The organism is Amycolatopsis sp. NPDC000009 (assembly GCF_055563465.1).
In genome coordinates, this window is the sequence record NZ_JBVHDI010000001.1 from 150,414 (window position 1) to 176,640 (window position 26,227).

33 protein-coding genes are annotated in these 26,227 nt (G+C 67.2%); 11 read left to right on the plus strand and 22 right to left on the minus strand.

Annotated features, from left to right (window positions below; translation table 11 throughout):
• Positions 1-18 precede the first annotated feature (18 nt).
• Positions 19-375, plus strand: coding sequence for a hypothetical protein (locus ACZ3HL_RS00785; protein WP_465527858.1), 357 nt, complete (start codon positions 19-21; stop codon positions 373-375).
• Between the two features lie 4 nt (positions 376-379).
• Here the strand turns inward: ACZ3HL_RS00785 and ACZ3HL_RS00790 are convergent, their stop codons facing one another.
• Positions 380-1,177, minus strand: a complete 798-nt coding sequence (locus tag ACZ3HL_RS00790) for a methyltransferase domain-containing protein (protein WP_465527860.1) — start codon at positions 1,175-1,177, stop codon at positions 380-382.
• Here ACZ3HL_RS00790 and ACZ3HL_RS00795 point away from each other — a divergent pair.
• The 3 genes from ACZ3HL_RS00795 to ACZ3HL_RS00805 all read left to right on the plus strand — a co-directional run bounded on the left by ACZ3HL_RS00795 (position 1,176) and on the right by ACZ3HL_RS00805 (position 2,256).
• Positions 1,176-1,637, plus strand: a complete 462-nt coding sequence (locus ACZ3HL_RS00795) for a helix-turn-helix domain-containing protein (protein WP_465527862.1) — start codon at positions 1,176-1,178, stop codon at positions 1,635-1,637. The two genes, ACZ3HL_RS00790 and ACZ3HL_RS00795, sit on opposite strands and share 2 nt — an antisense overlap.
• Before the next feature lie 185 nt (positions 1,638-1,822).
• On the plus strand, positions 1,823-2,029 hold the full coding sequence (locus tag ACZ3HL_RS00800) for a heavy-metal-associated domain-containing protein (RefSeq protein ID WP_465527863.1): 207 nt from the start codon (positions 1,823-1,825) through the stop codon (positions 2,027-2,029).
• A 5-nt stretch (positions 2,030-2,034) separates the two neighbouring features.
• Positions 2,035-2,256: a CDGSH iron-sulfur domain-containing protein gene (locus ACZ3HL_RS00805; protein ID WP_465527865.1), complete on the plus strand. Its 222-nt coding sequence runs from the start codon at positions 2,035-2,037 to the stop codon at positions 2,254-2,256.
• Positions 2,257-2,429: 173 nt separating this feature from the next.
• On the opposite strand, the gene ACZ3HL_RS00810 is transcribed toward ACZ3HL_RS00805, so the two are convergent.
• The 7 genes from ACZ3HL_RS00810 to ACZ3HL_RS00840 all read right to left on the minus strand — a co-directional run bounded on the left by ACZ3HL_RS00810 (position 2,430) and on the right by ACZ3HL_RS00840 (position 7,335).
• Positions 2,430-3,077 carry a DUF305 domain-containing protein gene (locus ACZ3HL_RS00810; protein ID WP_465529067.1) on the minus strand — a complete coding sequence of 216 codons (648 nt, stop codon included), beginning with the start codon at positions 3,075-3,077 and terminating at the stop codon, positions 2,430-2,432.
• Between the two features lie 59 nt (positions 3,078-3,136).
• Positions 3,137-3,547, minus strand: coding sequence for a DUF6153 family protein (locus tag ACZ3HL_RS00815; protein ID WP_465527867.1), 411 nt, complete (start codon positions 3,545-3,547; stop codon positions 3,137-3,139).
• A 75-nt stretch (positions 3,548-3,622) separates the two neighbouring features.
• The gene (locus ACZ3HL_RS00820; protein WP_465527869.1) at positions 3,623-4,192 is read right to left on the minus strand and encodes a VanZ family protein; all 570 of its coding nucleotides are present in this window, start codon (positions 4,190-4,192) and stop codon (positions 3,623-3,625) included.
• Between the two features lie 102 nt (positions 4,193-4,294).
• Positions 4,295-4,498 carry a zf-HC2 domain-containing protein gene (locus ACZ3HL_RS00825; RefSeq protein ID WP_465527871.1) on the minus strand — a complete coding sequence of 68 codons (204 nt, stop codon included), beginning with the start codon at positions 4,496-4,498 and terminating at the stop codon, positions 4,295-4,297.
• Between the two features lie 296 nt (positions 4,499-4,794).
• Entirely contained in the window at positions 4,795-5,751 is a 957-nt protein-coding gene (locus ACZ3HL_RS00830) for a M56 family metallopeptidase (protein WP_465527873.1), read from the minus strand.
• Complete coding sequence (locus tag ACZ3HL_RS00835; protein WP_465527875.1) at positions 5,748-6,107, minus strand: BlaI/MecI/CopY family transcriptional regulator; 360 nt, start codon at positions 6,105-6,107, stop codon at positions 5,748-5,750. The genes ACZ3HL_RS00830 and ACZ3HL_RS00835 overlap by 4 nt, the downstream gene beginning before the upstream one ends.
• A gap of 46 nt (positions 6,108-6,153) precedes the next feature.
• Positions 6,154-7,335 carry a hypothetical protein gene (locus tag ACZ3HL_RS00840; protein WP_465527877.1) on the minus strand — a complete coding sequence of 394 codons (1,182 nt, stop codon included), beginning with the start codon at positions 7,333-7,335 and terminating at the stop codon, positions 6,154-6,156.
• A gap of 123 nt (positions 7,336-7,458) precedes the next feature.
• On the opposite strand from ACZ3HL_RS00840, the gene ACZ3HL_RS00845 reads away from it, so the two are divergent.
• The 3 genes from ACZ3HL_RS00845 to ACZ3HL_RS00855 are packed head-to-tail and all read left to right on the plus strand — an operon-like array spanning position 7,459 to position 11,151.
• Positions 7,459-8,196 (plus strand): M23 family metallopeptidase, encoded by a 738-nt coding sequence (locus ACZ3HL_RS00845; protein WP_465527879.1) that lies wholly within the window; start codon positions 7,459-7,461, stop codon positions 8,194-8,196.
• Positions 8,197-8,240: 44 nt separating this feature from the next.
• Positions 8,241-9,818: an apolipoprotein N-acyltransferase gene (gene lnt, locus ACZ3HL_RS00850; RefSeq protein ID WP_465527881.1), complete on the plus strand. Its 1,578-nt coding sequence runs from the start codon at positions 8,241-8,243 to the stop codon at positions 9,816-9,818.
• Positions 9,819-9,876: 58 nt separating this feature from the next.
• Positions 9,877-11,151 carry a prolipoprotein diacylglyceryl transferase family protein gene (locus ACZ3HL_RS00855; RefSeq protein WP_465527883.1) on the plus strand — a complete coding sequence of 425 codons (1,275 nt, stop codon included), beginning with the start codon at positions 9,877-9,879 and terminating at the stop codon, positions 11,149-11,151.
• Here the strand turns inward: ACZ3HL_RS00855 and ACZ3HL_RS00860 are convergent.
• The 9 genes from ACZ3HL_RS00860 to ACZ3HL_RS00900 are packed head-to-tail and all read right to left on the minus strand — an operon-like array spanning position 11,148 to position 17,399.
• Complete coding sequence (locus ACZ3HL_RS00860; RefSeq protein WP_465527885.1) at positions 11,148-11,768, minus strand: TlpA family protein disulfide reductase; 621 nt, start codon at positions 11,766-11,768, stop codon at positions 11,148-11,150. The two genes, ACZ3HL_RS00855 and ACZ3HL_RS00860, sit on opposite strands and share 4 nt — an antisense overlap.
• Positions 11,765-12,322 carry a hypothetical protein gene (locus ACZ3HL_RS00865; protein ID WP_465527887.1) on the minus strand — a complete coding sequence of 186 codons (558 nt, stop codon included), beginning with the start codon at positions 12,320-12,322 and terminating at the stop codon, positions 11,765-11,767. The genes ACZ3HL_RS00860 and ACZ3HL_RS00865 overlap by 4 nt, the downstream gene beginning before the upstream one ends.
• Entirely contained in the window at positions 12,319-12,795 is a 477-nt protein-coding gene (locus tag ACZ3HL_RS00870) for a cytochrome c-type biogenesis protein (protein ID WP_465527889.1), read from the minus strand. The genes ACZ3HL_RS00865 and ACZ3HL_RS00870 overlap by 4 nt, the downstream gene beginning before the upstream one ends.
• On the minus strand, positions 12,788-14,773 hold the full coding sequence (locus ACZ3HL_RS00875; RefSeq protein ID WP_465527891.1) for a heme lyase CcmF/NrfE family subunit: 1,986 nt from the start codon (positions 14,771-14,773) through the stop codon (positions 12,788-12,790). The genes ACZ3HL_RS00870 and ACZ3HL_RS00875 overlap by 8 nt, the downstream gene beginning before the upstream one ends.
• A complete protein-coding gene (locus tag ACZ3HL_RS00880) occupies positions 14,770-15,204 on the minus strand; it encodes a cytochrome c maturation protein CcmE (protein ID WP_465527893.1) in 435 nt (144 codons plus the stop codon). The genes ACZ3HL_RS00875 and ACZ3HL_RS00880 overlap by 4 nt, the downstream gene beginning before the upstream one ends.
• On the minus strand, positions 15,201-15,323 hold the full coding sequence (locus ACZ3HL_RS00885) for a hypothetical protein (protein WP_465527895.1): 123 nt from the start codon (positions 15,321-15,323) through the stop codon (positions 15,201-15,203). The genes ACZ3HL_RS00880 and ACZ3HL_RS00885 overlap by 4 nt, the downstream gene beginning before the upstream one ends.
• Complete coding sequence (gene ccsA, locus ACZ3HL_RS00890; protein ID WP_465527897.1) at positions 15,316-16,047, minus strand: cytochrome c biogenesis protein CcsA; 732 nt, start codon at positions 16,045-16,047, stop codon at positions 15,316-15,318. Before ccsA ends, ACZ3HL_RS00885 begins: the two co-directional genes overlap by 8 nt.
• Complete coding sequence (locus ACZ3HL_RS00895; RefSeq protein ID WP_465527899.1) at positions 16,044-16,712, minus strand: heme exporter protein CcmB; 669 nt, start codon at positions 16,710-16,712, stop codon at positions 16,044-16,046. The genes ccsA and ACZ3HL_RS00895 overlap by 4 nt, the downstream gene beginning before the upstream one ends.
• 6 nt (positions 16,713-16,718) lie before the next feature.
• Positions 16,719-17,399 (minus strand): ATP-binding cassette domain-containing protein, encoded by a 681-nt coding sequence (locus ACZ3HL_RS00900; protein ID WP_465527901.1) that lies wholly within the window; start codon positions 17,397-17,399, stop codon positions 16,719-16,721.
• A 64-nt stretch (positions 17,400-17,463) separates the two neighbouring features.
• Here ACZ3HL_RS00900 and ACZ3HL_RS00905 point away from each other — a divergent pair, with 64 nt between their 5' ends.
• Positions 17,464-18,201 carry a cytochrome c biogenesis CcdA family protein gene (locus ACZ3HL_RS00905; RefSeq protein ID WP_465527903.1) on the plus strand — a complete coding sequence of 246 codons (738 nt, stop codon included), beginning with the start codon at positions 17,464-17,466 and terminating at the stop codon, positions 18,199-18,201.
• Here the strand turns inward: ACZ3HL_RS00905 and ACZ3HL_RS00910 are convergent.
• From ACZ3HL_RS00910 to ACZ3HL_RS00925, 4 genes are all read right to left on the minus strand, one after another.
• On the minus strand, positions 18,128-18,634 hold the full coding sequence (locus ACZ3HL_RS00910; protein ID WP_465527905.1) for a hypothetical protein: 507 nt from the start codon (positions 18,632-18,634) through the stop codon (positions 18,128-18,130). The genes ACZ3HL_RS00905 and ACZ3HL_RS00910 overlap by 74 nt on opposite strands.
• Positions 18,624-20,162 (minus strand): multicopper oxidase family protein, encoded by a 1,539-nt coding sequence (locus tag ACZ3HL_RS00915; protein WP_465527907.1) that lies wholly within the window; start codon positions 20,160-20,162, stop codon positions 18,624-18,626. Before ACZ3HL_RS00915 ends, ACZ3HL_RS00910 begins: the two co-directional genes overlap by 11 nt.
• Before the next feature lie 82 nt (positions 20,163-20,244).
• Positions 20,245-22,020, minus strand: coding sequence for an aa3-type cytochrome oxidase subunit I (gene ctaD, locus ACZ3HL_RS00920; RefSeq protein ID WP_465527909.1), 1,776 nt, complete (start codon positions 22,018-22,020; stop codon positions 20,245-20,247).
• Positions 22,021-22,297: 277 nt separating this feature from the next.
• Complete coding sequence (locus tag ACZ3HL_RS00925) at positions 22,298-23,176, minus strand: alpha/beta fold hydrolase (RefSeq protein WP_465527911.1); 879 nt, start codon at positions 23,174-23,176, stop codon at positions 22,298-22,300.
• 112 nt (positions 23,177-23,288) lie between these two features.
• On the opposite strand from ACZ3HL_RS00925, the gene ACZ3HL_RS00930 reads away from it, so the two are divergent.
• Together ACZ3HL_RS00930 and ACZ3HL_RS00935 are read left to right on the plus strand one after the other, a co-directional pair.
• The gene (locus ACZ3HL_RS00930) at positions 23,289-23,810 is read left to right on the plus strand and encodes a CGNR zinc finger domain-containing protein (RefSeq protein ID WP_465527913.1); all 522 of its coding nucleotides are present in this window, start codon (positions 23,289-23,291) and stop codon (positions 23,808-23,810) included.
• Between the two features lie 63 nt (positions 23,811-23,873).
• On the plus strand, positions 23,874-24,326 hold the full coding sequence (locus ACZ3HL_RS00935; protein WP_465529069.1) for a DUF488 domain-containing protein: 453 nt from the start codon (positions 23,874-23,876) through the stop codon (positions 24,324-24,326).
• Here the strand turns inward: ACZ3HL_RS00935 and ACZ3HL_RS00940 are convergent.
• A complete protein-coding gene (locus ACZ3HL_RS00940) occupies positions 24,312-25,166 on the minus strand; it encodes a hypothetical protein (RefSeq protein WP_465527915.1) in 855 nt (284 codons plus the stop codon). The two genes, ACZ3HL_RS00935 and ACZ3HL_RS00940, sit on opposite strands and share 15 nt — an antisense overlap.
• Before the next feature lie 193 nt (positions 25,167-25,359).
• Here ACZ3HL_RS00940 and ACZ3HL_RS00945 point away from each other — a divergent pair, with 193 nt between their 5' ends.
• Positions 25,360-26,205: a sulfite exporter TauE/SafE family protein gene (locus ACZ3HL_RS00945; protein WP_465527917.1), complete on the plus strand. Its 846-nt coding sequence runs from the start codon at positions 25,360-25,362 to the stop codon at positions 26,203-26,205.
• Positions 26,206-26,227: the final 22 nt, after the last annotated feature.

Sequence of the window (26,227 nt, forward strand, 5' to 3'; positions counted from 1 at the left end):
CGACGAGGAAGGATCTCGATGAGACTGGAGCTCCTGCAGGTACCGGACTGTCCGAACGCCCTGGTCCTGGAACGGCGTCTTGATCAAGCACTCGCCGGTCATTCAGGTCCTGTCGAGCGTTCGCGCCGGATCGTCGAGAACCTGGAAACCGCGACAGAGGTGGGTATGACCGGGTCCCCGACCCTGCTCGTCGATGGCGTGGATCCTTTCGCTCAAGCCGGAGCCGTGCCGAGTGTGTCCTGTCGGCTGTACCGGGACCATGGCGGCCGGGCGGACGGCTCGCCCTCGGTCGCCGCGCTGCGCAAGGTGCTGTGCCTGGACGGGCGGCACCAGGGCGACCACGATGCCATCGCTGCGACCGAGGACTTCTCTTGACCGCCTAAGCGGCATCTCCTGCGCCGCGTTGTGCCGACGCCACGAAGAGCGGAATCGCGACGAACATCCGTCCGTCGCGGGCACGTCGGGTTTGCTCGGCGGTCCAGTCGTCGGCCTGCTCCTGGCTGATGGCTCCGGCGGCGCGGGCGGCGTCGGCGATCCCGGAGAGCATCGGCAACATCGTGTCGTCGGTGAAGACGCCGGTGTAAGCCTCGATCTCGACCGCGGTGAAGCCGGCGTCGAGGAGAAGATTGCGATACTGGCGGGCGGCACGTGGGCTGGAAACGGTGTCGGCGCGGGCATGCACGATGGCCCGGGTGACGGCCGGAGTGTCGGAGTCGATGACGAGGGTGTCCCAGTCCTGGCCGAGAAGCACGATACGTCCCCCAGGGGTGAGCACGCGGTGTGCCTCACTGAGTGCCGCGGCGGGGTCGTCGAGGTCGTGCAGGACCTTGTCCGCCCGGTACCCGGCGATCTCGCCGTCGGTGAACGGCAGCTCGTAAGCGCTGGCGACATGGAACTCGAGCTGCGGCCAACGGCGCCGTGACACTTCGATCATTTCCTCACTGAGGTCGACGCCTACTGCCTTCGCTCCCCGTTCGGCCAGCTCTGCGACAGCACGACCGGCTCCGCAACCCACATCGGCCACGAATGCGCCGGGGTGTAGTGCGAGCAGGTCATAAGATCGGGCGCGGACGGCGGTCGCCGCGGCGAGATTCTCGATCCGATCGAGGAGCGCGACGAGGGCGTCGACCGCGGCGTGGTCTTCGTTGAGGCGCTCGGCGCCGGCGTGGTTGGACATGGCCGCCATCGTGCGACTTAATGTCGGCATGAAGTCAAGTGACGACGAGGCGGCCTTGACCATCGGCGACGTTGCCGAACGTTTCGGCCTGGCGACACACGTTCTCCGGCATTGGGAATCGGTGGGGCTGCTGGCGCCGCACCGCGTGGAGGGTGCTCGCCGACGCTACGGCTTGGCCGATCTCTACCGGGTGGCGGCCATCCTCCGTGCCAAGGAAGCCGGGTTCGGTCTCGACGACATCCGCGAGATGATGACCGCGCCGGACCCGTCGACACGCCGCGAGATCTTGACGCGGCACCGGGCCGAGCTCGCACGCCGTATCGCCGAGGCGCAGGTGTCGCTGGATCTGATCGATTGCGCGCTGGACTGCGAACACGATGACATCGTGACCTGTCCACACTTTCAGGCCATGCTGGCCGACAAGCTCGGTGCCGGGAACCCGTCACCGCTTCGGCACTGACACAGGCAGTGCCTTCCCCGAGAAACCTGTTGGCGTCGAGAAGTTGTTCGCGCTCGGCGAAGGTAGTCCTTGCAGGGCAAGGGCAACTGACGCTTTACATACCCTACGGGGGTAATGTTAGTGTGGGGGCGCGGCCGCGAAGAGACCGCCGTGAGACGACTTGTCGAACCGAAGGGTGAGAGCAGATGGACACCACTGTGTACACGGTCAAGGGAATGACCTGCTCGGGTTGCATGGGGAAGGTGACAAGCGCGGTGGGCGGTGTCGTCGGGGTCAGTGACGTCGACGCGGACATCGCCACCGGGGAGGTGACCGTCGTGAGCGAGGGGCCGGTCGACGCGGAGCTGGTGCGGTCCGCGGTCAAAGAAGCGGGCTACGAGGTGGTCGGCTGACGTCGATGGCCGAGGAGAGCGGAGCTGAACCAGCCGTCGTCATCAAGGTCGTGAACAACGGGCCGTATCAGGTGAAAGGGCCTGTCCGGCTGGTCGACCACGACGGAGAGGAATACGAGCTGACCGGACGTACTCAATTGCTGTGCCGGTGCGGGAATTCGGCGAAAAAGCCGTTCTGCGACGGAGCCCATGTCCGGACCGGGTTCACGGCGACCAGGGCGGAATGAGAAGCGGGCGGGTGACATGAGGTCACCCGCCCGCTCGTTTTGCCGAAGGAGTGAGGAGCGCACCAGACGCTCGATCGCTTCGGAGGCTTCCCGGACCTCCTATCCACCTCGGGGGCCACCTTTCACGGCGGCTTCGACGCATCTCGGGTCCGGGAGGGCCCGGTGGCGGTGAATCAGCCCTGCGGGAGCAGGCCTTGCATTTCCCGGATCTCGGCCTCCTGGGCGTCGATGATCTTCTGGGCTAGTGCCTTGGCGTCAGGGTTGGAACCCTTGGCGAGTTCGGTCTTCGCCATGTCGACCGCGCCCTGGTGGTGCCTGATCATCATGCCGAGCCACATCTTGTCGAAGTCGGCACCCTTGGCCTGCTCGAGTTCCTTCATTTCGGCTTCGGTCATCATGCCGGACATGGATCCATGGTCCATGGTGGAACTCGGCGCGCTGGGGGTCGCTGACATCGAGCCGTGGTCCATGGGCATGCTCGAGCTCGCCGCGGGGCCGGCGCCCCAAGCGGTCAGCCAGCCCTTCATCTGCTGGATTTCCGGGTCCTGTGCCTTTTCGATGCGGCTCGCGAGGTCGATGACCTGCGGGTTGGTGCTCCGTGACGGCACCAGTTTGGACATGTCCAGCGCCTGGCTGTGGTGTTCGATCATCTTCTGGGCGAACGCGACGTCATCCGCGTTGCTTCCGGCCTGCTGGCTGGCCGGCGGAGCCGCCGACGAGTTGTGATCCATACCGGACATTCCGGCGTCGTTGCCGCTGCAGCCCGCGAGAACGAGCGCGGCGGCCATGGCGACACCACTGACGATCAATGATTTGCGCATGGTGAATACATCCTTGTTTGTCTTGCTGAAATGAGTGTGATCGGCGAGGAACCCGTCCATCACACGCGCAACACGCACAAGGAGTTCAAAATCAGCCGGCCGTGCCGGTCGGGAGGTCTGGATGGTGGCGGAGGGGCGCGAGGGCCAGCCGGTTCGGCCGGTCGGTACACCGGATGCGCCCGGCGTACCCGGAAAAGCAGTCCCAGCCCCGCGATCAGGGCGCCGATCGCACCGAGTACGGCGAGGCACAGGTGCAGAAAGCCGTGGTCGTCGTGCGGTGCGGTGGGATGGCCGCCGTCCTGCTCGCCGGCGGCTGTTCCTTCACCGTGTCCCACACTGGTGACCTGCGCAGCTGGAGACATCTCCGGCATGCCGGTCGACGCCGTGAGGTGATGCATCGCCACGAGACAAAAGGCGAGCACACCCAGCAGGAATACCTGCTGGGTTCTGCTGAGCGCGCTCACCGTCATGACCCAAGGTTACCCATCTGCCGCCGAGTTGGCGGCGTCACCGGTCTCACGCAGCCATCAGAGTGAGGGGCTCGGTCACCGCGCGTCCCCATGCCCCTGATCGTGGGTCTGCTCGGTCGTGGCGTCACCGGCTCGATGCCTGCCCGCCCGTCGCAGCAGCAGGTAGCCGAGTGCCACGCCGAGCACGGCGCCGACGGTGTTGGCGGCCTGGTCGGACAGACTGCAGTAGCGGCCAGGGATCAGTGTCTGCAGCGCTTCGACGAGCGCGGGAAGCAGAAACGCGAGAAGCAACGTCGGCAGCGCGCGCTTGACCGTGAGTGTCGCCGCGCAGGTCAGGGGGAGTAGCAGTAACGCGTTCAGAAGGGTGCCACCGAGGCCGCCGCCGGAATGCAGGATCGCACCTATCGGATCCGCGCTGCCGACGGTGAGACACGGGTGATACTCGATGACGCCCGAGTCTTCGCCGGGAGTCAGCGTGATGGCCAACGTGGCGGCGAGCAGCATGAGCGTCGTCAGGGTGGACGTCCTGTGCCACCCGGTTCGGGCCGCGACCAGGTTGGCCAGCGGTACGCTGATCAGGATGCCGGCGACCAGTGCGACCAGTGTCCAGCTCGATATGGGCACATGGGTGCCGAAGACCGTCACTGTCACTCCTTGCGGGTCGCCCAACACATCTACTATAGGTTTTAGTAGCTAGATCGCTGCCATGGCACGTGCCGTTTCAGTGAGGCGGAAATGGGCCGATGCTCACGGATGCCGAGTTCGCTTCTTGGTTGACAGGTCGGCCTTCATGGCTTGGAGTAGCCGGACGACGGGTGTCAGGTCATCGACTTCCTGGCGGCAACCCCGGCAAAATCGAATGTGGCGTTCGAAGTCAGCCCGTTCGGCTTCGTCGAGGATGCCGATCAGGTAAGCCGCCGCCGTGACGCGGAGGGGGCAGAATCGGGCCACTGCACCTCCTGGGGTCGGCATGAGACTCTACTATATATGATAGTAGACAAACTGAGTTTGTGGTCGGTTCGGCGGGCGAACAGGGATTGCACGCCGTCTACTACTATGGCTAGTATACGTCGTGCGAGTTTCCTGCTGGTCACTCGTTCCGGCGGGCGAGCGCGGACTCGGTTCCTGTATCCGAGTTCGCGCCCGCCCGTCACCGATCCTGCTTCTCGAAGGTGGAATCTGCGCCGTTCATGCTTCGTGACACGGGGCCGTGGCGAATCGGCTGCAATCGACCCTGTTCGTAAGTGTCAGGCTCCGGTCAGAGGGCAAGCGACAACGGCGACGGAGAGAAGTACGCCGGCTCCGGTGAACAGGGGCATCGTCATCACGGTCGCCGCGGCGAGAACGCACGACAGGGCGCGTTTCAGGCGTCCCGCGGGCTCGCCTCCGCGTCCCAGTAGGGCGAGTCGCATCTCCACGCCGTCGCCGGCCATGGCCAAGGTGCCGTCCGGAGCGCCGTGTCCGGCAACGCCGAGCAATGCCGAGTGGACGGTTGCGGCACCGTACTCACGTACGGCCGCCACGTCCGCGGCCAGTTCGACGAGCCTGCGTACGGCTGCGGGAGCCTGACGAAACAGCGGCAGGAACGGTAGAGCCTTGGCGAGGGCGTCGACCCACGTGATCACGTGGTGGTGCCTGCCACGCAAGTGCGCGCGTTCGTGCGCCAGTACGGCGGCGACCTCGGCGGCCGACAGGTGTCGTTCGAGTCCCTCGGTGGCGACGATGACTCCCCGGCGATAGGCGTAGCTGAACGCCATCGGTTCATCGTGATCCAGCCACCAGGTCCGGGGACTGCACTTGTCGCGACGGGCGGCTATCCGCAGGGTTTCGAGATGCCGACGCCGGGTTTGCGCACGTCGTCGGGCGAATTGTACGACGATGACGGCGAAGCGGAGGGTGAGCACCGAGATGAGCGCGATACCGGCCAGACCGGCGAACACTTCCGCGCGTGGCGGGGTGCCGTGAGAGATCGCCACCAGGCACTCGTGGACGACCGACATGATGCTGGTCCCGGTGCCGTGCCCAGGAAGCAGCAGGAGCATGGTGCCGGCGACCGTCGCGGCGAGAACCCCGGCGGCGGCCAGTAGCCAGGCGACGAGCAACGCCACCGGGTCGGCCCGTGCCGGGTCGACCCGGTTCAGCAAGCTGGGGGTGATCCAGCCTGTCAGCGCCGCGCCGAGCAGGAGCGCGAGAGCCGCCGTCATCCGCGGGCCGTTCTGCGCAGACCTTTGCGCAGTACCGCTGATTCCTCAGGCGACACGGTCGTGGCGAACTGGAGAAGGACGGCCGCGGGGTCGCCGGACTCGTTCAGGACCTCGCGGAGTGATTTCGCGGCGGCTTGGGCGCGGCTCTGCGTGGGCTGATAGACGAACGCCTTGCCGTTCCGTTCACGCTCCACCCACTGCTTCCGATGGAGGTTGTCGAGCACCGTCATCACCGTGGTGTAGGCGAGGTCCTTGCCGGTGTCGAGTTGCTCGAGTACCTCACGGACCTTCAGGGGAGTTTCGGCGCGCCACAGGATGTCCATCACGGCACTCTCGAGATCGCCGAGACCGCGCATCAGACCTCCCTGTTGCTTGCAGTGACGACTCTGTCGTTGTTGTCTACTAGGTGTGATCGTACCACCCCGCGTCGGCGGGGTGAGGTTGCTTCCAGGAGAAGGAAAGCAAGGTGATCACTACCGCGACCATCGCCGATACGACGACTACGCCGCTGGTCAGTTCCGCCGACCACTGAAGCCCGCGTGTCAACTCGAGTGTGGTCATCAAAGCCGACCACAACAGCACGGGAACCGTGGCGGCCGTTAACAAGGCCATGACTCCCGAGCAGGCTCCTGACCGACGCGCTACGTTCAACGCCAGGTCGGCGGCGAAGCCCGCGGCCACTGCCGCGACGACGAACCACACTCCAGTGAACGCGAAATCGACCACAAGGGACGCCAAGGTCGCGTGTGCCGTGACGAACACGGTCACGACACCGAACGGCAACCGCCAGGTGCGGAGCAGATAGACCAGCGGTAGCACGATCACGAGCGAAGTCACGACAAAGCTGCCCAGGCCGGCCGCCGCCCTCGATTCGGTGGCGACGTGTTCCGGTGTTCCTTCGGGGAAGTCGGCCACCGCCTGCAGGGGTGAATCGGTGAGGAAGGCCGACAGGAAGCTCAAGGCGAACGCGGCCACCGCCGACAACGCGAGCACGGCCACCACGATCGGCAGAAGCCGCGTCTTCTGCTCGCTGTTCTCCTTGGCGCGCGCGGCCAGCACCGGGCCGGAAAGGAGCAAGCCGGCGCCCGCGAAAAGCAGCAAGTGGGACGGGCTCAGCAGCGCGTCGATCCCGGCCTCGATGCCGAAGATCTCGTGCCACACCATGTCCGCCGCGCCGCCGGCCGCGAAAACGGCCGCTCCGATGATCGCCCAGCCGTATCCCCGGGGAGGGGTGAAGAGCGCGGTCAGACCGGTACCGGTCCGCCGCCGCCAGCCCATTGCGAAGAGCCAGCCGCTGAGTCCTGCCAGGCCGCCGTAGAGCGCGCCGTGCCACGGCGTGAAGAAAGAGTCCGGCAAACCGAGCCAGTGTGCCCGGCCGTCAAAGAAGACGGCGACGATCCAAAGTCCGAGCAGGGCGGCGCCGGTGTCCTCCCATCCTGTACTCGCTGTGCGTTCGCCTGATGCGGTGTGCCTCGTGGACCGATCAGTCGATGTTCCCTGTCGCGTGACCATTACATCCTCCTCGCTATATGAGCGGAGGGTTTGAAGTGAGCCGAGGATATACCCCCGGGGGGTAGCTGACAAGTCCCGTTTTTCATCTTGTGGCCAGTGTTTCCGCGCCGCCTGTGACGCGGCTCGCAACCTACTATCTAGGATAGTGGTAGTGTGCCGCGGCGGTGAGCTTGTTCCCGACCGAGAGGTGTGTTCGTGGCCGGCTATCACTCCGGAACCGGAGTCCGTATGCGGACGGCGTTGCGGGCGGGAGTATTCCTCTTCGGTATCAGTGCGGGCGCCGCGGCGGCAGCTACGCAAACCGGATTGAGCGATGATGCCGCATCGTCGCCGCCGAAGCCGACGGCGAACGTGGCGCTGTCCACTGGTGGAGGGAGTTCGGTGGCCGGCATGTTGTTGCCGGTCGTCGCGCGACCTCAGCACGATGAGGTCGAGGTTCTGCGGACCGCCGAGCGGGTCCGGCAGGACAGGATGGCGCGCGTGAAATCGGAGAAGGAGGAAGCGGCGCGCAAGCAGGCCGAAGAGGCCGCCCGGAAGAAGGTGTATCCGCCGGTGACCGGCGTGATCACGTCGAACTTCGGCCCCCGGTGGGGCAGTACCCACTATGGGCTCGACATCGCGAACAAGATCGGTACTCCTATTCGGAGTCCGATGCGGGGAACCGTGATCGACGCGGGGCCTGCCAGTGGGTTCGGGTTGTGGGTGCGCATCCGGCACGACGACGGAACGATCACCGTCTACGGCCACATCAACGACTTCAGTGTGCGGGTCGGGCAGCGTGTCGACGCGGGGCAGGTGATCGCCGAGGTAGGTAACAAAGGGATTTCCACTGGTCCTCATCTGCACTTCGAGGTGTGGGAACCCGGCGGGCGGAAGGCTGATCCGTTGCGGTGGCTCAAGGATCGTGGCGCCGACGTCGGGGGCGAACGGTGAGTGCGATCCTCGTAGTAAACTACTATGCAAGGTAGTATTGCTGCGTGTGGCGACGAGACAGGAGACTTGCTCGAACGCTGCGGTCGGTCGTGCCGGCCTTGGTCGCCGGATGGATCCTCTATTTGAGTCTGGCGCCCCGGAACTGGTGGTGGCTGGCGCCGGTGGCGTTCGCCGTATTCGGACTCGCCTTGCACGGTTGCCGGTTCCGGCAGGGCGTCGGCCGCGGATTTCTTTTCGGGCTTGCGTTCTTCCTTCCGCAGCTGTCCTGGTTGCAGGATTTCCTCGGTGCGGATTTCGGGCCATGGCCGTGGCTGGCGTTGGCGGTGACGATGGCGCTCTACTTCGCCGTCGTCGGGGGCCTGTCGGCCGTGGTTCAGGGTCTTCCCTGGGGACCGGTCTGGATGGCGGCGGTGGTCATCGCCGTGGAGACGCCGCGTATGTGGTTTCCGTTCGGCGGATTTCCTTGGGGTCGTGTCGCGTTCACGCAGCCGGAAGGGACCTTTCTGCCGCTGGCCTCGCTCGGCGGCGCTCCGTTGGTGGGCTTCGCGGTGGTGCTCTGCGGTTTCGGGCTGTCGCGTCTCGTGCTGCGAACGCGAGAGATCGGATGGCGGTTTCGCCGCGTCTTCGTCGGGCCGGCGCTGGCCGTCGTGTTGCCGATTGTCGCCGGGATGGGGACGTGGCCGAGCGTCGATGACGGCGCGGAGGCGGGCACCCGAACGGTCGCGGTGGTGCAGGGCAACGCTCCGGATCGGGGGCTGGCCTTGCTCGGCGAGCGGGATGTTCTGCGCGACAACCATTTCGCCGAGTTCCGGCGACTGACGGAACGGGTCCGCGATGGCCAGGTTCCGAAACCTGATCTGGTCGTCTTGCCGGAGACGGCGGTCCGGCTACCCGCTGATGGAGACCGGCTCGGCGAGCTGGTGGACGAACTCGGCGTCCCGGTACTCGTCGGTGCCCTTGAGCGCCTGCCTGGTGGACGCAACCAGAACGTCGCTGTCGTCTGGAAACCCGGTGAAGGGCCTGGACAGCGCTACGCGAAGCAGCGGCTGGTGCCGTTCGGGGAGTACATGCCCGCACGGGAGATCGCCCGGCTGGTCACTCCCTTTGCCGACAGTGGCGAAGACATCTCGCCGGGGTTCGGGAGTCCGGTCATCTTGCGGATGTCCGAGACGGTCGTCGGCGCGTCGATCTGCTACGAGGTCGCCTACGACCAGGCCGGCCGCGACGCTGTCCGTGCCGGGGCTGAACTGCTCACCGTGCCGACCAACAACGCGTGGTACGGGCGCAGCGAGATGACCTACCAGCAGCTCGCCATGGCCCGGTTGCGGGCTGTCGAACATGGCCGCGCGGTGCTGGTCGCCGCGACCAGCGGGGTCAGTGCCATCATCCGGCCCGACGGCACGGTCTCCCGTGCTTCCGGCCAGTTCACCGCCACGACGCTGAACGACACGGTCCCGCTGCGGCGGGATCTCACGATGGCCGACCGGCTGGGTCCTTGGGCCGAACATGTCCAGATCGCGGCCGCGACCGGGGCTGTCGCCGCCGTGTTGATCCTGTGGGTGCGGGAACGGCCGACTGTCCGGTTCCTTCGGCGGCGAGGCAAGGTCGACACCAACTACTAAGAACAGTAGTACGGTTGAGAGTAGTAGTTGGTTCTGACTCGTGAGGAAGTGCTGCGCGGTGGGCAAGAAGGCACGGAACAAGTCGGTGAAGACCCGGACGGCGCGCCCGGCGCAGGGAACGGCGACGGCACAGCGGGCAGCGGGTTCCGGTCCGGCCCGGCGGGCCGGTGTAATGCCGCCCGCGCTCGCTCGACCGCGGTCAGCTCCGCCCGCTCCCGTGCAGGTCGAAACCAGGCCGGAGACCCGTCCGGCGGAGACCGCGGCACGCACGGGGCAAGGTCGCGCGGCGGTGGTGGGCTGCATGGACGGTCTCGCCGCGGAGGTACTGCCGCATGGAGTCGCGGCCACCTACTGGTTCGACGCCGCCGACTCCGGTGAGCCGTACGCGGCGACTATCCGATTCACCGGAGTGAGGACCGACGTCACGGGTAAGCCGGGCTCTGGCGACCGATTCGACGTCGTCGAGCACCTCGAGATCGTTCCGGGCAGCGGGCGAATGGCTCTCACGACGAAGGTTCCGGGCGTGAATCCGGGCACCTGGCGGGTCACCGCGAGGCCGGACACCGCACAGGGGCGAAGCTCAGCCGCGGCGAGAAACCTCCCGAAGCGAGTCGTCGAGGTGGTCGCGCGGCCGGGCGTGCTGGGGCAGGGTCCGGGGGTGCGGTTGCTGTCCTGGCCGCTGCTGGTCGGGCTGGGCGCGGTGGTGGCGCTCGTACTTCAGGCGTTCCTGGTCGCCCGGTCCGGGTATGGCGTCATCGGGGTGCTCGCCGTCTCACTGATCGGCTGCGCGCTCGGATTCGCCGGGGCGAAGGCGTGGTACCTCGCGCTGCACCGGCGGCATCCGCGCACCTTCATGACCGCCGGAGCGTGTATCCAAGGGTTCCTGCTCGTCGCACTGGGCGTGGTGGCGCTCGGCGCCGCGATCGTGGACATCCCGATCGGGAAACTCCTGGACCTCACCACGCCGGGCATTTTCCTAGGAATGGCCGTCGGACGGCCAGGCTGCTTCCTCACCGGATGCTGTGCGGGACGGCCGACGACTTCCCGATGGGGTTTGTGGTCCTCCGATCGGCGGCTGGGAGTTCGCAGGCTCCCGGTCCAGCTCGTCGAGGCGGCCGTCGCGCTGGTGATCGGAATCGTCACCCTGGTTCTCGTGCTCGGCGTCGAGTCGGCGGTCGGCGGGACGATCTTCGCTGGAGCGGTCGCGGCCTACACCTTCGCCCGGCAGCTGTTGTTCCCCTTGCGCAACGATTCGCGAACCGCGACCGGCCGTGCCGTGACGATGGCGGCCTGCGGGCTGGTTCTCGCGGCGGCGATCATTCTGGCGGCTTAGGACGGCTCCGACTGGACGGGCCCGTCCGTGCGGGAGCGCGGCTGCCGTCCCGCCTGGATGTCGTCGAGCGTGCTCGCGAGCAGCGGGGGATCGGTCGGCCCGGTGATCTTGGCGACGATGGTCCCGGTCCGGTCGATGAAGAAGGTTTCCGGGATGCCGATGACGCCGAAGTCCATGGCGGCGCGGGAACCAGGATCGGTGACGTACCGGTAATCCTTGCCGCGGCCGAGCTCGTCGAGGAACCCGATCGCGGGTTTGCGCTGATCCTGGTAGCTGATTCCGACGAAGGTCACGCCTGCCTCGCCGTACGCGTCGGCCGCTGCCACGAGTGTCGGTTGCTCTTCGCGGCAGGGGACGCACCACGACGCCCAGAAGTTGATGACGACGATCCGGCCGCGTAGCGACCCGAGGCCCAGCTCTCCGTCGCGTTCCAGGTAGGGCAACGAGAGCTCAGGCGCGGGCTTGCCGATCAACGGGGTGTCCACCAGCGTCGGGTCCTTGCCGAGGCGGGTGCCGAGCAACGCGCCGACGGCGACCGTGGCGATGGCGGCGGCGAGCGCCACCCAGCGCAGCCATCGCATCGTCGAAGTACGGGGATCGGTGGATTCGGTGCTCATCGGCCGTTCCTGTCCAATTCACGGCGGGCGGTGGCGATCAGGGCTTCGACGTCTCGGCGGGTGTCCGGGAGCAGGTCGGTCCGGGCCTGGAGTTGCTCGAGAGTGCGGAGCGCGGCGGCCGGGTCGTTGCGGCCGAACAGTTCGACGTTGGCCCTCATCCACAGGGCCGTTCCGGCCGCGTCACCGCCGGCGGGCAGCGGCGGCGCGGGTGGTGTGCTGCTCTGGGTGACCTCGTTGCCGGTGACGAACCCGTTCTCCGGCCGGGGCTGTACGGACATGGGGAGGACGACGGCCGCGGCAAGTCCCGCGACCAGCACGGTGACGACATAGGCGAGCGTCCGGGCGACATTGAGCCGGGTCGGTGTGTGGGTACCGGGCTTGTCGAGCCCGTCGAGCCGGGCCATCGCGTCCGCGGCGGCTCGTTCGTATTCCGCGCGCAGCCGTCGCCCGGCCGCGTCCGGGATCTCGCCGGTGCGGATCTGCACTTCCAGCGCGAGCAGATCCCGGAGCGCTTGCTCGCGCTCTTCTTCAAGACGCTCTCGTTCACGATTCACAGGAGATCCTCACGACGGTACTTCCCCCGCGTTCGCTCCAGGGCCTGGTTGACCTGAGCACGTTGGGCCTCCGGCACGACGAGGACCACTCGCCGACGTCGCAGGAAGACCCCGAGTCCGGCGGCGCCCGCCAGCACACCCGCCACCGGCAGGAGCCACAGCAACAGCGTCGGGCCGTGCGCCGGCGGGTCCAGCAGGACCCAGTCGCCATATCGGGAGCGGAAGTAGCCGACGATCTCTTCCTCGTCGCGCCCGGCCGCGACCTGTTCCTGCACGACCTGCCGCATCGCGGAGGCGGTTTCGGAGGGCGATTCGGCGATCGAGACGCTCTTGCACACCGGGCAGCGCAGCCGTTGCTCGAGTTCGTAGGCCCGGTCGCCCTGCCCGCCGGTGCTCATCAGCTGGGCCGTGACGATCCCCAGCAGGATCAGCACGCCGGCGACGCATGCGAGGCTGACGGCCCGGCTACGCACCGGCTTTCGCCTCCTCCGAGGGCGCAGTCTCGGCGGCCGACCGCTCCAGGCGGCCACGTCGCCGCCCGGTCAGCGCCCAAAGACCGCCGGCGGCGACCATGAACCCACCGACCCAGAGCCACGACATCAGCGGATAGCGGTAGAGGTTCACCGTCACGTTCTCCGGGGTGAGCTGGGCGAGCGCCACGTAGATGTCCCGGCCCGCCGTGCTCCACACGGTCGGCGTGCCGACCGCCTGCGGCTGGTTGACGAAGGTCTCGAGCCGAGGTTCGGCAGTCCATACGGCTCGACCGTTCTCCCGGAACACGAGATGCGCGTCGCGCAGTGTCCGGTCTGGCTCGACATGCTCCTCGGTGGTGTCCAACGTGACCGTGTACCCGGCGAACTCCGCCATCTGTCCTGGAGCGAGCGTGACGGTGGCCCGGCTCGTGGTGGCGCCGGATACGGAGATCGCCACGGCGACGACGGCCACACCGATATGCGCGAGTTGCCCGCCCCAGTACGCACGCTGCCCGGTGACCAGCCGCCACAGCCCTCGCGGCCGCCGATTGGGCGCGGCGACCAGCAGCTGCCGGACACTCGCCGCGGTGATCGTCACCGCCAGGAACACCACGGCGACGGCGCCGGCCGACCGGAGGCCCGCTACGGTCACGGTCGCCGCGGCGGCGCTGCCGAGCAGAAGCGGGACGCGCAGTCGTGTCCACAGCAGACCCGGCGTCGCCCACCGGTAGGGCGTGAACGGCCCGGCACCCATCGCCAGCAGCAGCGCGAACGACAGTGGGATGGCCATCCGGTCGAAGAACGGCCGTCCCACCGACACCTGCCCGCCGTTGAGAGCCTCGACGAAGATCGGATAGACCGTTCCGAGCAGGACGACGAAGGCGAACAGGCACAGCAAAAGGTTGTTCAACAGGAACAGACCCTCCCTGCTGCCGAGCCGCAGGGATCGTGCCCGCGTGGCGATGTCCTCGCCGCGCAGCGCGAACAGCGTGAACCCGGCCACCAGCACCACGACGAGGAACCCGAGTAACGCGGGGCCGACACCGGACTGCGTGAACGAATGCACCGAGGCGACCACCGACGAGCGGGTGAGGAACGTGCCGAGGATGGTCAGCGAGAACGTCGCGAGGGCCAGCACGAAGTTCCACGCCTGCAGCATCCCGCGCTTGACCTGCACCACGGAGGAGTGGATGAACGCCGTGGCCACCAGCCAAGGGATCAACGCGGCGTTCTCCACCGGATCCCACGCCCAGTAGCCACCCCAGCCGAGGACCTCGTACGACCACCAGGCGCCCACGATCAGGCCCGCGGTCAGGAAGGTCCAGGCCACGAGATTCGCCCGGCGGGTCCGCACCAGCCAGTCGACGCCGCCCCGCCGCAGCATCAGCGCCGACATCGCGTAGGCGAAGGACACCGTGAAGCCGACGAAGCCGAGATAGAGCAACGGCGGATGAATCGCCACCATGATGTCGTTGCGCAGCAACGGGTTCGGGCCTGGCCCGTCGGCAGGCGGAGTGGCCAGGATCTCGAACGGGTTGGCGACCGTGGTCACCATCCCGAAGAAGAACGCGGCGACCAGACCCATGACGCCGAGCGCGCCGGTCCCGAGCCGGTCGTCGGCTCCGGTGAGTTTCCGGCCCGCGACGAAGATGAATCCGGCGAGTACCAGCGTCCACAGCACGATGCTGCCGCCGAGACCGGACCACGCGCTGGTGATCGTGAACAGCAGCGGCGTGGCCCGCGCGTGGGTCTCGGCGACGTACGACATCGCGAAGTTGTCGGTCAGCAGCGCGGTTTCCAGCGCCGCCATGGACAGGACCGCGCCACCGGCCATCACCGAGGTCGCGGCACGTAACTGGCCGACTCGTACCGTGCCTGGACGGTGTTGCGCGCGGAAGCCGTAGAAGGCCAGGACGACCGAAGCGGCAAGGCCGAGCAACGCGCCGCCCCAGCCCGCGGCCGGTACCACCTGCGTCACCGAGGATCACCTCCAGAACCCGGCTGCGACGTCGGGCCCGGCGGGCGGTAGTTCTCGTCGTGTTTGACGATCATGGTGTCCGAGAAGAATTCCGTGCCACGCCAAGAGCCTTCGACCACCACGCCGATGCCGGACTGGAACAGCTGCGCGATCGGGCCGGTGTGCAGCACGACGACCGCGGCACTGTCCGGGCGCACCTCGGAGGTCACGACGAACGCGAGCCCGTCGGCGGTGCGCCGCTCGCTTCCCGGGCGAACGAATCCGCCGAGCTGGAAACGACGGCCCTCGGCGTAGTCGGCGTGCTTGGCCAGTGCCTCGTCCGGCGTGAGGTAGTAGACGAGGTTGCCGTTCAGGTTGCCGAAGAGGAGGACACCGACGAGCACCGCGACGACACCGATCCCTGAGACTGCGAGCAGCCGGTATCGCTTCACCTGTCACGCTCCAACTCGCGCTGGACGGCATCGGCACGCGAGATCAGCTTGATCGTGTACGCGGCGAGAACGCCGAAGGTGACCACGAAACCGATGATCACCCAGGTCCATTCAGACATCGTTCGCCGGTCCTTCCAGTCGGGGTGCGGCCACCGCGAGGCCGGCCAGCCGGCTGTCCGCGGTGGCTCGGGCGGTGGCGAGGTCCTCCTCGAGCGACGACAAGCGCGTGCGGGCTCGCAGCAGGGTGATCGCGAGCAGCGTGAACGCGAGCACGTTGACCAGCAGCACCAGCAGCATGCGATGGTCGATGGACGGGTCGCCCGGTTTCAGCACGGTCGGAGGCTGGTGCAGCGCCCGCCACCACACCACCGACAAGTGCACGATGGGCACCTGCACGAACGCCACGACGCCGAGCACGGCCGCGCGCCGCGCCCGCACGAGAGGGTCGAGCGTCGCGCGCCGGAGGGCGAGGTAGCCGAGGTAGACGAAGAACATCAGCGCGGTCGTGATCAGCCGGGGATCCCAGGTCCACCACACGCCCCAGACCGGTTTGCCCCACCAGGAACCCAGCGCGATCGTCAGACCGGTGAACAGCACACCGACCTCCGCACTGGCGGCCGCTAGCCGGTCGAAGCGTTCCTTCCGCCGCCACAACCACAGTCCGCTCGTCACGAACGTGATCACGAAGCACAGGTACGCCGTCCACGCCGCCGGAACGTGGATGTACATCAGACGCTGGTACTCGCCCTGGATACGGTCCGGCGGCGCGAGGACGGCGCCGGTCAGGCCAGCGGCGAGCACGACGGCGGTGGCGACCGGCAGTCGTCGCCCGAGCGGGTTCATGCGTTCTCCTCACAGGCGTTAGCGCTCAGCAGCAGACCGAGCCAGCCGATAGCGGTGGTGGTGATCAGCAGCAGGAGCCAGGGCCCTGGATTCCGCCCGAAGGCGGCCGTCTTGATCACTTCCGTGGCGCCGAGCAGCAGGGGAAGCGCGAGCGGGCAGACCAGCAGGGGGCCGAGCGTGCCGCGCCCGGCCAGACCGCGGACGACGGCTCCGGCGAGGGTGCCGAGCGCGGCCAGCCCCGCGGCGGTGACGGGCAGGACGGCCCATAGCCACGCCCAGCCGCGCATCGGTGGCTGGTAGAACACGACCAGGGCGGGCAGCAGCAGGATCTCGAAAGCCAGCAGCACGACCGTGGTCGCGACCGCGCGACCGGCGAGCCGGGCCGCCGGGGTGACACCTGCGAGCCGCAGCATTCCCAGGTGTTCAGGCGAATCGGCCGTGGATTGCCGCAGGGTTACGAGCAGGCCGAACAACAGCACCACGACCCAGTACATCCCCAGGCCCAGCTGTGCGAGCAGCGGCCGGTCGGCGCCGACGGCCAACGGCACGAGCAGCAGCGCCACCGCCCCGAACGGCGCGATCACCCAGAGCGTCTCGCCGGCACGGCCTTCGATTCGCAACTCGGTGTGCGCGACGGCCCGGGCCTGCCTCAGCGGCGTGGTCATCGGTGCTCACTCCTCCGGTGCGAACTCGTGGACGCACGGCACCAGTCGTCCGCCCTCGAGAAGAGTGAGCCGGTCGGCCAGCGACGTCAGCCGCGGGATGTCGTGCGAGACCACGACCGCCGCGCCGCCACGAACACGGACCCGGTGCACGACCAGGTCGACCAACCCGAACGACGCGGGGTCCAAACCGGCGTGGGGCTCGTCGAGCAGCAGCAGCTTCGGTGCGGTCAGGATCACCCGTGCGAGGTCGGCGCGACGGAGCATTCCCTGTGAGCATTGGTTCGCGCGCCTGCGCGCCGCCTGCTCGAGACCCACGAGATCCAGCGCGGCGGTGACCGCCGAGGCGGGGCGTCCGGTCAGGGCGGCCACGTAGCGCAGGTTCTCTTCCAGCGTCAGCAGCGGATGCAACGCCGACTGATGCCCGACCAGTGCGATCGACGGCCGGACGTTCTGGGCCTCCCGGCTGCCGAGCCGCGCGCCGAGTACGGTCCCGACCCCGCCTGCCGGACGCAGGAGGGTGGCCAGGACGCGAAGCAACGTGCTCTTTCCCGAGCCGTTGGGGCCGAGTACGCCGAACACCTCGCCGGGCCGCACCACGAGGTCGAGTCCGCGCAGGACGGGACTGCGCTGGACGCTGACGTCCAGATCCGTCACAGCCACCACGGCGTCCCGCTGCTCTACTAACATCGCTAGTAGGTTACAGTCGGCTTGAGCCGGCCATTCGTCCGGGTTCCGACAGGCAGGTTCTGACGTGGAGTTGTACACATCGCTGTCGCTGGCCATCGTGGCGGGGATCATTTCGTGCACCTCGCCGTGTGTGCTTCCGTTGCTGCCCGGCTACGTGTCCTACATGTCCGGCATCGGGCGGTCCTCTGTGGACGGAACGACCATGACATTGAGCAAACGCCGTGTCGGTGCCGTTTCGATGTTGTTCGTTCTCGGCTTCACCGCGGTGTTCGTCGCGCTCGGGATGACCGCCTCCGCGCTGGGGCTGTTGCTGGCTCAGCAGAAGCAGACTCTGACGGTGATCGGCGGCGTGCTGGTGATCGTGATGGGGCTGCTCATGCTCGGCGTCGTCCGGATACCGGTGCTGCAACGGGAAGTTCGGTTCGACTTGCGTCGTGTTCGTGATGGCCCGGCCGGAGCGGTCGTGCTGGGCGTGGCGTTCGGACTGGGATGGACACCCTGCGTCGGGCCGGTGCTCGCGTCGATCCTCGCGACCGCCGCGAGTACGGCGACGGTCGGTACCGGCGCCTTGTTGCTGTTCGCCTACTCGATGGGCCTCGGCGTGCCGTTCCTGCTCGTGGCGTTCGGGGTGGCGCGGGGGCAACGCGGCCTGGGCCGGCTGCGGAGGCATACGAGGAAGATCGAGATCGCCGGTGGTGCTTTGCTGATAGCGATGGGTATCGCGATGCTCACGGGAGGCTGGACGCTGCTGATGAGCCGGATGCTGGCGTGGTTCGCCCGGCTGGGCTGGCCTCCCGTGTGACGTCCGGTGTGCAGGTTTCCGTGGTGCAGTCTCGCTGCCGCCAGCGGATCACCACGGCGGTGCCCAAGGCGACTACCGACAGCGCCGCGAGTACGGGCTGAACCGGCGCCCACAACCCGAGCGCACCGGATACACCCAGGAGTCCCACGATGATCTTGTTGCACACCGGGCACCCGACGGCGAACACCGCTGCGGTCACCGAGCCGATCACCCGGCCTCGTCCGCGGGCGTCGTTCTTCGTGCGTCGAATGGACACCCAAAGCCCGGTGAGTACAGCGATGAGTGCCAGTACGGGGTACTCCCACCACCGGACCGGTGTCATGCGGGTGAAGTAGGACGTGTCGATGACGTCGGTCGGCACCCCGACCGCGAGCGCGCTGAGTGCCGCGGCGGCCACCGCGGCCGCCCGGCGGCGGGTCCGATCATTCCACATAGGACACCACGGCCATCATCCCGGCCTCACCGTGGTAGACGTTGTGGCAGTGGGTGAGCCACTGTCCGGGGTTGTTCGCGTCGAAGTCGACTTCCATGGTTTTACGGGGCAGGACGATCGCGGTGTCCTTGCGGGGGCCGGGATCGTTCTGGCCGCGTACCTGGAAGGTGTGACCGTGCAGGTGCATCGGGTGATACATGTCCGAGTCGTTCACGAAGCGCAGCCGGACCCGCTGCCCTTGCCGGATCGGCAGGCCGTCGTCGGGGTTGAAGGGCTTGCCGTTGATCGTCCAGTCGTATTTGGCGCCCGGCCCGGCCAGGACCATGTCGTGGACGACGTCGGGGTTCTTGGCGGGCAGGGCGACCTCGGGGGCCGCCCGGAAGTCGGCGAGGCTTTGCACCGGCCGCGTCTTCAGGGCCGTGACCGCGGCATCGTTCGCCGTCGCGGCTTTGCTGCCGCCGGAATGCAAGAGGACCTGGGCGTAGGCGTTCTTGCCTTCGGCGATGCCGATGACAGGCACGCCCTTGTCAGGGAGAGTGATCACGGCGTCGACCCGTTCACCCATGCCGATCAAGACCGCCTCGGCCGGGTTCGGGGTGGTCGCGGGGAACCCGTCGGTGTGGGTGACCCGCATCGGCACACCGGGAACGCCGACCCGGAACACGGTGTCCCCGCCCGCGTTGATCAACCGCAGCCGGATTCGCTGCCCGGGTTTGCCGTCGAACGAACGAGGTGCGGTGGCGAGCCGGCCGTTGGCCAGCATATGCGGGTAGACCACGTCTCCGGCGTCGCCGCCGAGGACGTCCGACTTCGGCATGCCGGGCATCTCCGACATGCCCGGCATCGAGTGCTCCATGGCCATGCCGTTCTTCTTCAGATTGGCCAGCACCGCGTCCGGATCGGTGCCCGTGCCGTCGATCCAGTCGTCGAGCACGATCACGAGTTCGTCGTCGTAGTCGTTGCCGTCGGCCGGGTCTTCGACGATGAGCGGGGTGTAGAGACCGCGATCGAGCTGCACGCCGACGTGCGGATGGAACCAATAAGTCCCAGCATCGGGCACGGTGAATTCGTAGGAGAAGTCTGCGTTCGCCGCCACGGCCTGCTGCGTGACGTCGGGCACGCCGTCCATGTCGTTGCGCAGAGCGAGGCCGTGCCAGTGGATGCTCGTCGGTTGCGGAAGCCGGTTGCGGAGGTTGGCCTTCAGCACTTCCCCCCGCTTCAGCCTTATTTCCTTGCCCGGCAGTTCTCCGCCGTAGGTCCACGTCCTGACCGGTACGCCGCCGAGGTCGACGTCACCCACTGCCGCGGTCAAGTCCGCCGTCGTGACGGCCGCGTTGGCTGCGCGCCGAGCCTGTTCGGCACTGGCGACCAGCGGTGAGGTCGGCCTGACCTTGGACTGGACGGCCGTGCCGCCGCCGGACGAACAGGCGGACAAGCCCAAAGCCGCAGCGGTGCCGGTGCCCAGCACCAGGAATCCGCGCCTGCTCATCCGGCGGTTCGGGAAAGGCTGCTGCTCGGCAGGTTTCATGACTCCCTCGCGACGTTCAGAGATCTACGAAGTTCGATAGTACATGGAATCGGTGACGGTGCCTGGCGGACACGATTCACTGTCACTCGCTGGAGTTGTCCTTGGAGTGGTCACCCGGCATGGCCGCCTCGGTGAGCACCTGGGACGGCGCGCGGTGGGTGTTGACCTTCTGCTTCCCGAAGAAGCCGATCTCACCCTCCTTGTGGAGACGTTCGACCATGTGCGGGTAGTGCAGCTCGAACGCCGGCCGCTCGGACCGGATCCGCGGCAGCTCGGTGAAGTTGTGCCGCGGCGGCGGGCAGGACGTCGCCCATTCGAGCGAGTTGCCGTAGCCCCACGGGTCGTCCACCGTGACGACTTCGCCGAAGCGGTAGCTCTTGAAGACGTTCCAGATGAACGGCAGCGTCGAGGCACCGAGGATGTACGAACCGATCGTGGAGATCGTGTTCAGTGTGGTGAATCCGTCACTGGGCAGGTAGTCGGCGTACCGCCTCGGCATGCCGGCGGCGCCGAGCCAATGCTGCACCAGGAAGGTCGTGTGGAACCCGATGAACGTCGTCCAGAAATGCCAACGGCCCAGCCTTTCGTCCATCATGCGGCCGGTGAACTTCGGGAACCAGAAGTAGATCCCGGCGAACGTGGCGAACACGATCGTGCCGAACAGGACGTAGTGGAAGTGCGCGACGACGAAGTAGCTGTCCGACACCTGGAAGTCGATCGCGGGCGCGGCCAGGAGGATGCCGGACAGGCCACCGAACAGGAAGGTGACGAGGAACCCGACGCTGAAGAGCATCGGGGATTCGAAGGTCAGCTGGCCCTTCCACATCGTGCCGATCCAGTTGAAGAACTTCACGCCGGTCGGGACGGCGATCAGGAAGGTGAGGAAGGAGAAGAATGGCAGCAGCACGGCGCCGGTCGCGTACATGTGGTGGGCCCACACGGCCACCGAGAGGGCCGCGATGCCCAGTGTGGCGAACACGAGGCCCTTGTAGCCGAAGATGGGTTTGCGGCTGAAGACCGGGAAGATCTCCGACACGATCCCGAAGAACGGCAGGGCGACGATGTAGACCTCTGGATGGCCGAAGAACCAGAACAGGTGTTGCCAGAGGATCACGCCGCCGTTCGCGGGGTCGAAGACGTGTGCTCCCAGTTTCCGGTCCGCCAGCAGGCCCATCAGGGCCGCGGTCAGGATCGGGAAGGCGATGAGGATCAGGATGCTGGTGACCAGGATGTTCCAGCTGAAGATCGGCATCCGCCACATCGTCATCCCCGGCGCGCGCAGGCACACGATGGTGGTCACCATGTTCACCGCGCCGAGGATGGTGCCGAGACCCGATACCAGCAGGCCGACGATCCACAGGTCGGCACCGATGCCGGGCGAGTAGATCGCACTCGACAGCGGGGTGTAGGCGAACCAGCCGAAGTCCGCCGCGCCGCCGGGGGTGAGGAAGCCCGCGACGACGGTCAGGCCGCCGAAGAGGTACAGCCAGTACGAGAACGCGTTCAGCCGGGGGAACGCGACGTCGGGCGAACCGATCTGCAGCGGCAGGATGAAGTTCGCGAAGCCGAACAGGATCGGCGTCGCGTACAGCAGCAGCATGATCGTGCCGTGCATGGTGAACAGCTGGTTGTACTGCTCCTGGGACAGGAACTGCTGCCCGGGACGCGCCAGTTCGGTGCGGATCAGCAGGGCCATCGCGCCGCCCGCCATGAAGAAGGCGAACGACGTGATCAGGTACAGGATCCCGATCTGCTTGTGGTCCGTCGTGCGGAACAGGCGAAGGAGAACGGAGCCTTTCGGTGGCGCGGTTCGTTCCGAGCCGGGCCGCAGCGCGACGGGAGCGGGTTTGACGACCATGGGGCCTCCGTCCGAGTAGCTACTAGAGAGCATAGTAGATACTTGGACGGAGGCGTGAGGTCAGGTTGGCTCTCGTCAGTCTGAGCCGGAGCTGAGGATGGTGGGCTCGGCTTCGTAGCGGACAGCGGGCTGGTGTAGCCGTGCCGGGAGCCGGGAAGCGATTCCACGGTGACGTGCTTCGTGCCCCAGGGTCCACCTTGGCGCGCGAGGTGAGTTGTCGACAAGTGACGCCGATCCGAGGCGTGGGGCGCCCAGATCGGCGTCACTTGACTGTGTGTCAGTGCAAGGTGCGGTCGAGGAAGTCGCGGATGAGGGCGGCGATCTCCGCGCCGTGTGTCTCCAGTGCGAAGTGCCCGGCGTCGAGCAGGTGCAGTTCGGCGTCGGGCAGGTCGCGAAGGAACGCGCGGGCTCCGTCGGCGCCGAAGATCTCGTCGTGCTCACCCCAGGTGATGAGGGTCGGCGGCCGGTGCTCGCGGAAGTACCGCTGGAAGTCCGGGTAGGCGTCGAGATTGAACTGGTAATCCCAGAACAGCTGCAGCTGCACCTCCTGGTTGCCGGGGCGGTCGAGCAGGGCCTGGTCGAGGGTCCAGGTGTCCGGGGTGAGCCGGTCCAGCCGGTCGGCGGGGACGCCGTGGGTGTACTGCCAGCGGGTCGCCGCGGGCTTCAGGAGCTCGCGCACGGCTTCTTCGTGGGTTTCGCGGTCCTTGGCGTGCGCGAACAGGACGTCCCAGAACGGTGTGAAGCCGTCGACGTAGGCGTTGCCGGACTGGACCAGCAGCGCGCTGACCCGGTCCGGGTGACGGCTCGCGATGCGGAGCCCGATGGGGGCGCCGTAGTCCTGGATGTACAGGGCGAAACGGTCCAGGCCGAGCGAGTCGATCAGGCCCATGGTGATCGCGGTCAGGTTCTCGAACGAGTAGTCGAACCGGTCGACGGGCGGCGCGTCCGAGTGCCCGAAGCCGATGTGGTCGGGGGCGATGACGTGGTAGCGGTCGGCCAGCGCGGGGATCAGCGTGCGGAACATGTGCGACGACGTGGGGAAACCGTGTAGCAGCACCACGGTGGGCGCGGTGGGGTCGCCGGCTTCCCGGTAGAACACGCTGCGGCCGTCGATGGTCGCCGTGCGGTGCAGTACGGGCCGGGTGGTTTCGGACATGGGTGAGCGCTCCTCGCGACTTGTTCTAACCTTCTAAATGCTTGATAACAGTTAGAGATAAGCAGGAGGAAACCTAACCTGTCAAGTGGCGGACGGAGGGTAGGATGACGCTGTGCTGCAACGCCCCCTGGTCGGCGAACCGATCGCTCTGGACCTGCTGAACACCACGTGGCCCGACCGTGGTGAGCGGCGGGACGTCTTCGACGAGCCAGGCGGGGTCGGCGCCTGGCTGGCCGAGCGAGGCCTCGCGGAGGTGCCGGGAGCGGAGGAACCGTTGCGTCACACGCGGTCCGTCCTGCGCGAGGTACTCGAAAGCCCCGGCGCTTCCGCCGAACGCGCGCTGAACGAGGTCCTGGCGCGAGGGCGTTTGCGGCCGGAGTCGCGGCAAGGCGTCCCCGAAGAAGTGATCGAGGTCCAGGAAGCGACCTGGCGACCGGCCTGGCTCGCGGCGTACAGCTACTTGACCTTGCTTCGCGCGCGCCCGGAACGGATCAAGCGATGTTCGGCGTATCCGGTGTGCACGCTGTACTTCGAGGACACGACCCGGAACGGCACCAGGCGATGGTGCTCCATGGAAACCTGCGGCAACCGGGCGAAAGCCGCGCGCCACTATCGCCGCGAACGGTCGACCTAGCGCCCGTGGAAAAGGGATCGGGGCGGAGTCGTCCGGCAGGCGGTGTCATGACAGGGTGTGGACATGACCAGCAGCGCTACCCGGCTTCGTGACGGCGCCATCGGTGTCGGGTACGAGGGGCAGGAGATCTCCCAGTTCATTGACGGGCTCGTGCAGCGTGGCGTGACGCGTCTGATCGATGTCAGGTTGACGCCGATCTCGCGTAAACGGGGATTCAGCAAGACGGCGTTACGTGCCGCGCTGGCCGAGGCCGGGATCGAGTACGAACACCGCCGGGAGCTCGGAAACCTCAAGACGAATCGGGCTGGCTTCGCCGGAGACGAGACCGAGCTCAAGCAGGCGAAGGATCGGTACGTCGAGCTGCTGGAGACCGCCGAGGCCCAAGCCAGCCTGGATGAGCTCGCTCGCTTGTCTGCCGGTGAACGTGTCGCCGTACTGTGCTTCGAAGCTGATCAGCGGCGGTGTCATCGTGACGTCGTGCTGGCGGAGATCGCCGGCCGTCTACCTCGGAATTGACCGCGGCGGCCAGTAGACGCCGAGGACGCTGAATGTCCGGGGATGCGCTGCGACGTTGCCGACGTAGAAGGCGACGTCGCGGTCAGGGCCGCAGACTTCGCGCAGGAACCGTTGCTCGAGCCGTTGTGCGGCGTCGGCGTCGTTCATGCCGCTGAGGCGTAGGAGCTGGAAGGCGACGAACTCCCAGTCGATGAACCCCTGCTTGTGGCCGTTGCAATCAGGCTCTTCGCACTCGTAATGGTAGGTGCCGGCGAACCGCGGTGCCCGCAACGGCGTCCGGTCCTCGTCGCCGAACAGATCGAGTTGGCCGACATAGGTGTCGATCTTGGCTTGCTGGGCCTTCGACCAGCCCGGATGGCGGGCGATCCGCAGGGCCGTGATCTTTCTCGGGCGGATGAGGGCCAGCGACTGTGTGTTCATGGTGGCGCCGCGAATGAGGCGGCACATCGTGGTCTGTTCGCTAATCGCCGGATCGATCCACGGGCGGCGGTGCGTCCATTTGGTCAGGTGCTTCCCGACCTTCAGGGTGGGCATCCGCGGTCGCCAGCTCTCCTGCCTGCTGTCCTGCCTGGCCGGTACCGCCTCCACCGACACGACGTCGTACTTCGCGAAACTCGCATCGGGGCCGAGCTCACGGAAGTTGATCGGGTAAAGGCGGATCCAGCCTGGCCGATCCGGGTCGAGGCTGAGCCCGGCCACGCAGACCGTTTCTCCGTACTTCTCGGACGGGTTGGGCGCCGCCTTCACAGTCACCAGGACCTGCAACGTGACAGCCTGATCGCCCGCAGGCTTGGCGGTGGGCGTGTCTGGTGGCTGGCCGAACATCGGAAGCTGCGTCATCGGACCTCCCCGATCCGTCCACGTGAACTACCCAACGTAACCCCGGCAGTGTCACCGTGTGAGCGGCCAAAGGAGTGATCTACCGTGTTCCCTCAACGTCCTCACTCGTCACGATCGAGCCGCCCAGGCGTGGAGCCGCCAGCACGGCTGACAGCGTCGTCACCAGCGGACGTGCTGTCGGTTAACGTGCCTCGTGGCGTATTCACGGCAGCGGAAACCCGATGACGACGCCGTCGTGTATACGGGTGTCAACAGCCGGCAACGGCCGTGGTCCGCGGTGTTCTGTTCGGGCGCCGCGATCGGCCTGCTCGGCGGGATGATCGGTCTCGGCGGCGCGGAGTTCCGACTGCCCGTGTTGATCAGTGTCTTCGGGTTCGTCGCCTTGCAGGCGGTGATCTTGAATAAGGCGATGAGCCTGATCGTGGTGATCACCGCGCTACCAGCCCGCCTGGTGGCCGTGCCCTTCGATGACGCGGCTCCGCACTGGCCGATCGTGGTGAACCTGTTGGGCGGCAGCCTGCTGGGCGCGTGGCTCGGCGCGACCTGGGCCACCCGCATGCGTTCGGCGACGCTGTATCGGCTGCTTGCGGTGTTGCTTCTCGTCATCGCCGCGGCGTTGGCGTGGAATCACCTCGGCGAGGTGAGCACGGTGTCGCTCCCGCCGGTCGCCCGGGCCGTAGCGGGTGTTGGCGCCGGTGTCGCGATAGGTGTGGTCGCCGCGCTCATGGGCGTCGCCGGAGGCGAGCTGCTCATCCCGACGATCGTCCTGCTGTACGGAGTGGACATCAAACTCGCCGGGTCGCTCTCGCTCGCGGTGTCGCTGCCGACGATGCTCGTCGCGTTCGCCCGGTACAGCCGAGATCAGAGCTTCCAGGTTCTGCGCGCCAACACCTCCTTCGTCGCCGTCATGGCACTGGGCTCCGTCGCCGGAACCGTGCTCGGGGGCCTGCTGCTCGACGCGGTGCCGGGAGCCGTGCTGATCCCGGTTCTGATCGCCTTGCTGCTGCTGTCGGCGGTCAAGGTGTGGCGTCACGACTGACGCCGAACCGTGTAGCGACGGA

Excerpts from the sequence above, each read along its gene's own strand:
- ACZ3HL_RS00915 (WP_465527907.1), bottom strand. The coding sequence starts at position 20,162 with ATGAAACCTGCCGAGCAGCAGCCTTTCCCGAACCGCCGGATGAGCAGG.
- ACZ3HL_RS00795 (WP_465527862.1), top strand. The coding sequence starts at position 1,176 with ATGGCCGCCATCGTGCGACTTAATGTCGGCATGAAGTCAAGTGACGAC.
- ACZ3HL_RS00835 (WP_465527875.1), bottom strand. The coding sequence starts at position 6,107 with ATGCGCGGTCTCGGCGATCTCGAGAGTGCCGTGATGGACATCCTGTGG.
- ACZ3HL_RS00830 (WP_465527873.1), bottom strand. The coding sequence starts at position 5,751 with ATGACGGCGGCTCTCGCGCTCCTGCTCGGCGCGGCGCTGACAGGCTGG.
- ACZ3HL_RS00815 (WP_465527867.1), bottom strand. The coding sequence starts at position 3,547 with ATGACGGTGAGCGCGCTCAGCAGAACCCAGCAGGTATTCCTGCTGGGT.
- ACZ3HL_RS00940 (WP_465527915.1), bottom strand. The coding sequence starts at position 25,166 with ATGACGCAGCTTCCGATGTTCGGCCAGCCACCAGACACGCCCACCGCC.
- ACZ3HL_RS00885 (WP_465527895.1), bottom strand. The coding sequence starts at position 15,323 with ATGTCTGAATGGACCTGGGTGATCATCGGTTTCGTGGTCACCTTCGGC.
- ACZ3HL_RS00785 (WP_465527858.1), top strand. The coding sequence starts at position 19 with ATGAGACTGGAGCTCCTGCAGGTACCGGACTGTCCGAACGCCCTGGTC.
- ACZ3HL_RS00805 (WP_465527865.1), top strand. The coding sequence starts at position 2,035 with ATGGCCGAGGAGAGCGGAGCTGAACCAGCCGTCGTCATCAAGGTCGTG.
- ACZ3HL_RS00860 (WP_465527885.1), bottom strand. The coding sequence starts at position 11,768 with ATGAGCACCGAATCCACCGATCCCCGTACTTCGACGATGCGATGGCTG.
- ACZ3HL_RS00810 (WP_465529067.1), bottom strand. The coding sequence starts at position 3,077 with ATGCGCAAATCATTGATCGTCAGTGGTGTCGCCATGGCCGCCGCGCTC.
- ACZ3HL_RS00790 (WP_465527860.1), bottom strand. The coding sequence starts at position 1,177 with ATGTCCAACCACGCCGGCGCCGAGCGCCTCAACGAAGACCACGCCGCG.
- ccsA (WP_465527897.1), bottom strand. The coding sequence starts at position 16,047 with ATGAACCCGCTCGGGCGACGACTGCCGGTCGCCACCGCCGTCGTGCTC.
- ACZ3HL_RS00800 (WP_465527863.1), top strand. The coding sequence starts at position 1,823 with ATGGACACCACTGTGTACACGGTCAAGGGAATGACCTGCTCGGGTTGC.
- ACZ3HL_RS00895 (WP_465527899.1), bottom strand. The coding sequence starts at position 16,712 with ATGACCACGCCGCTGAGGCAGGCCCGGGCCGTCGCGCACACCGAGTTG.
- ACZ3HL_RS00900 (WP_465527901.1), bottom strand. The coding sequence starts at position 17,399 with ATGTTAGTAGAGCAGCGGGACGCCGTGGTGGCTGTGACGGATCTGGAC.
- ctaD (WP_465527909.1), bottom strand. The coding sequence starts at position 22,020 with ATGGTCGTCAAACCCGCTCCCGTCGCGCTGCGGCCCGGCTCGGAACGA.
- ACZ3HL_RS00935 (WP_465529069.1), top strand. The coding sequence starts at position 23,874 with ATGACCAGCAGCGCTACCCGGCTTCGTGACGGCGCCATCGGTGTCGGG.
- ACZ3HL_RS00910 (WP_465527905.1), bottom strand. The coding sequence starts at position 18,634 with ATGTGGAATGATCGGACCCGCCGCCGGGCGGCCGCGGTGGCCGCCGCG.
- ACZ3HL_RS00925 (WP_465527911.1), bottom strand. The coding sequence starts at position 23,176 with ATGTCCGAAACCACCCGGCCCGTACTGCACCGCACGGCGACCATCGAC.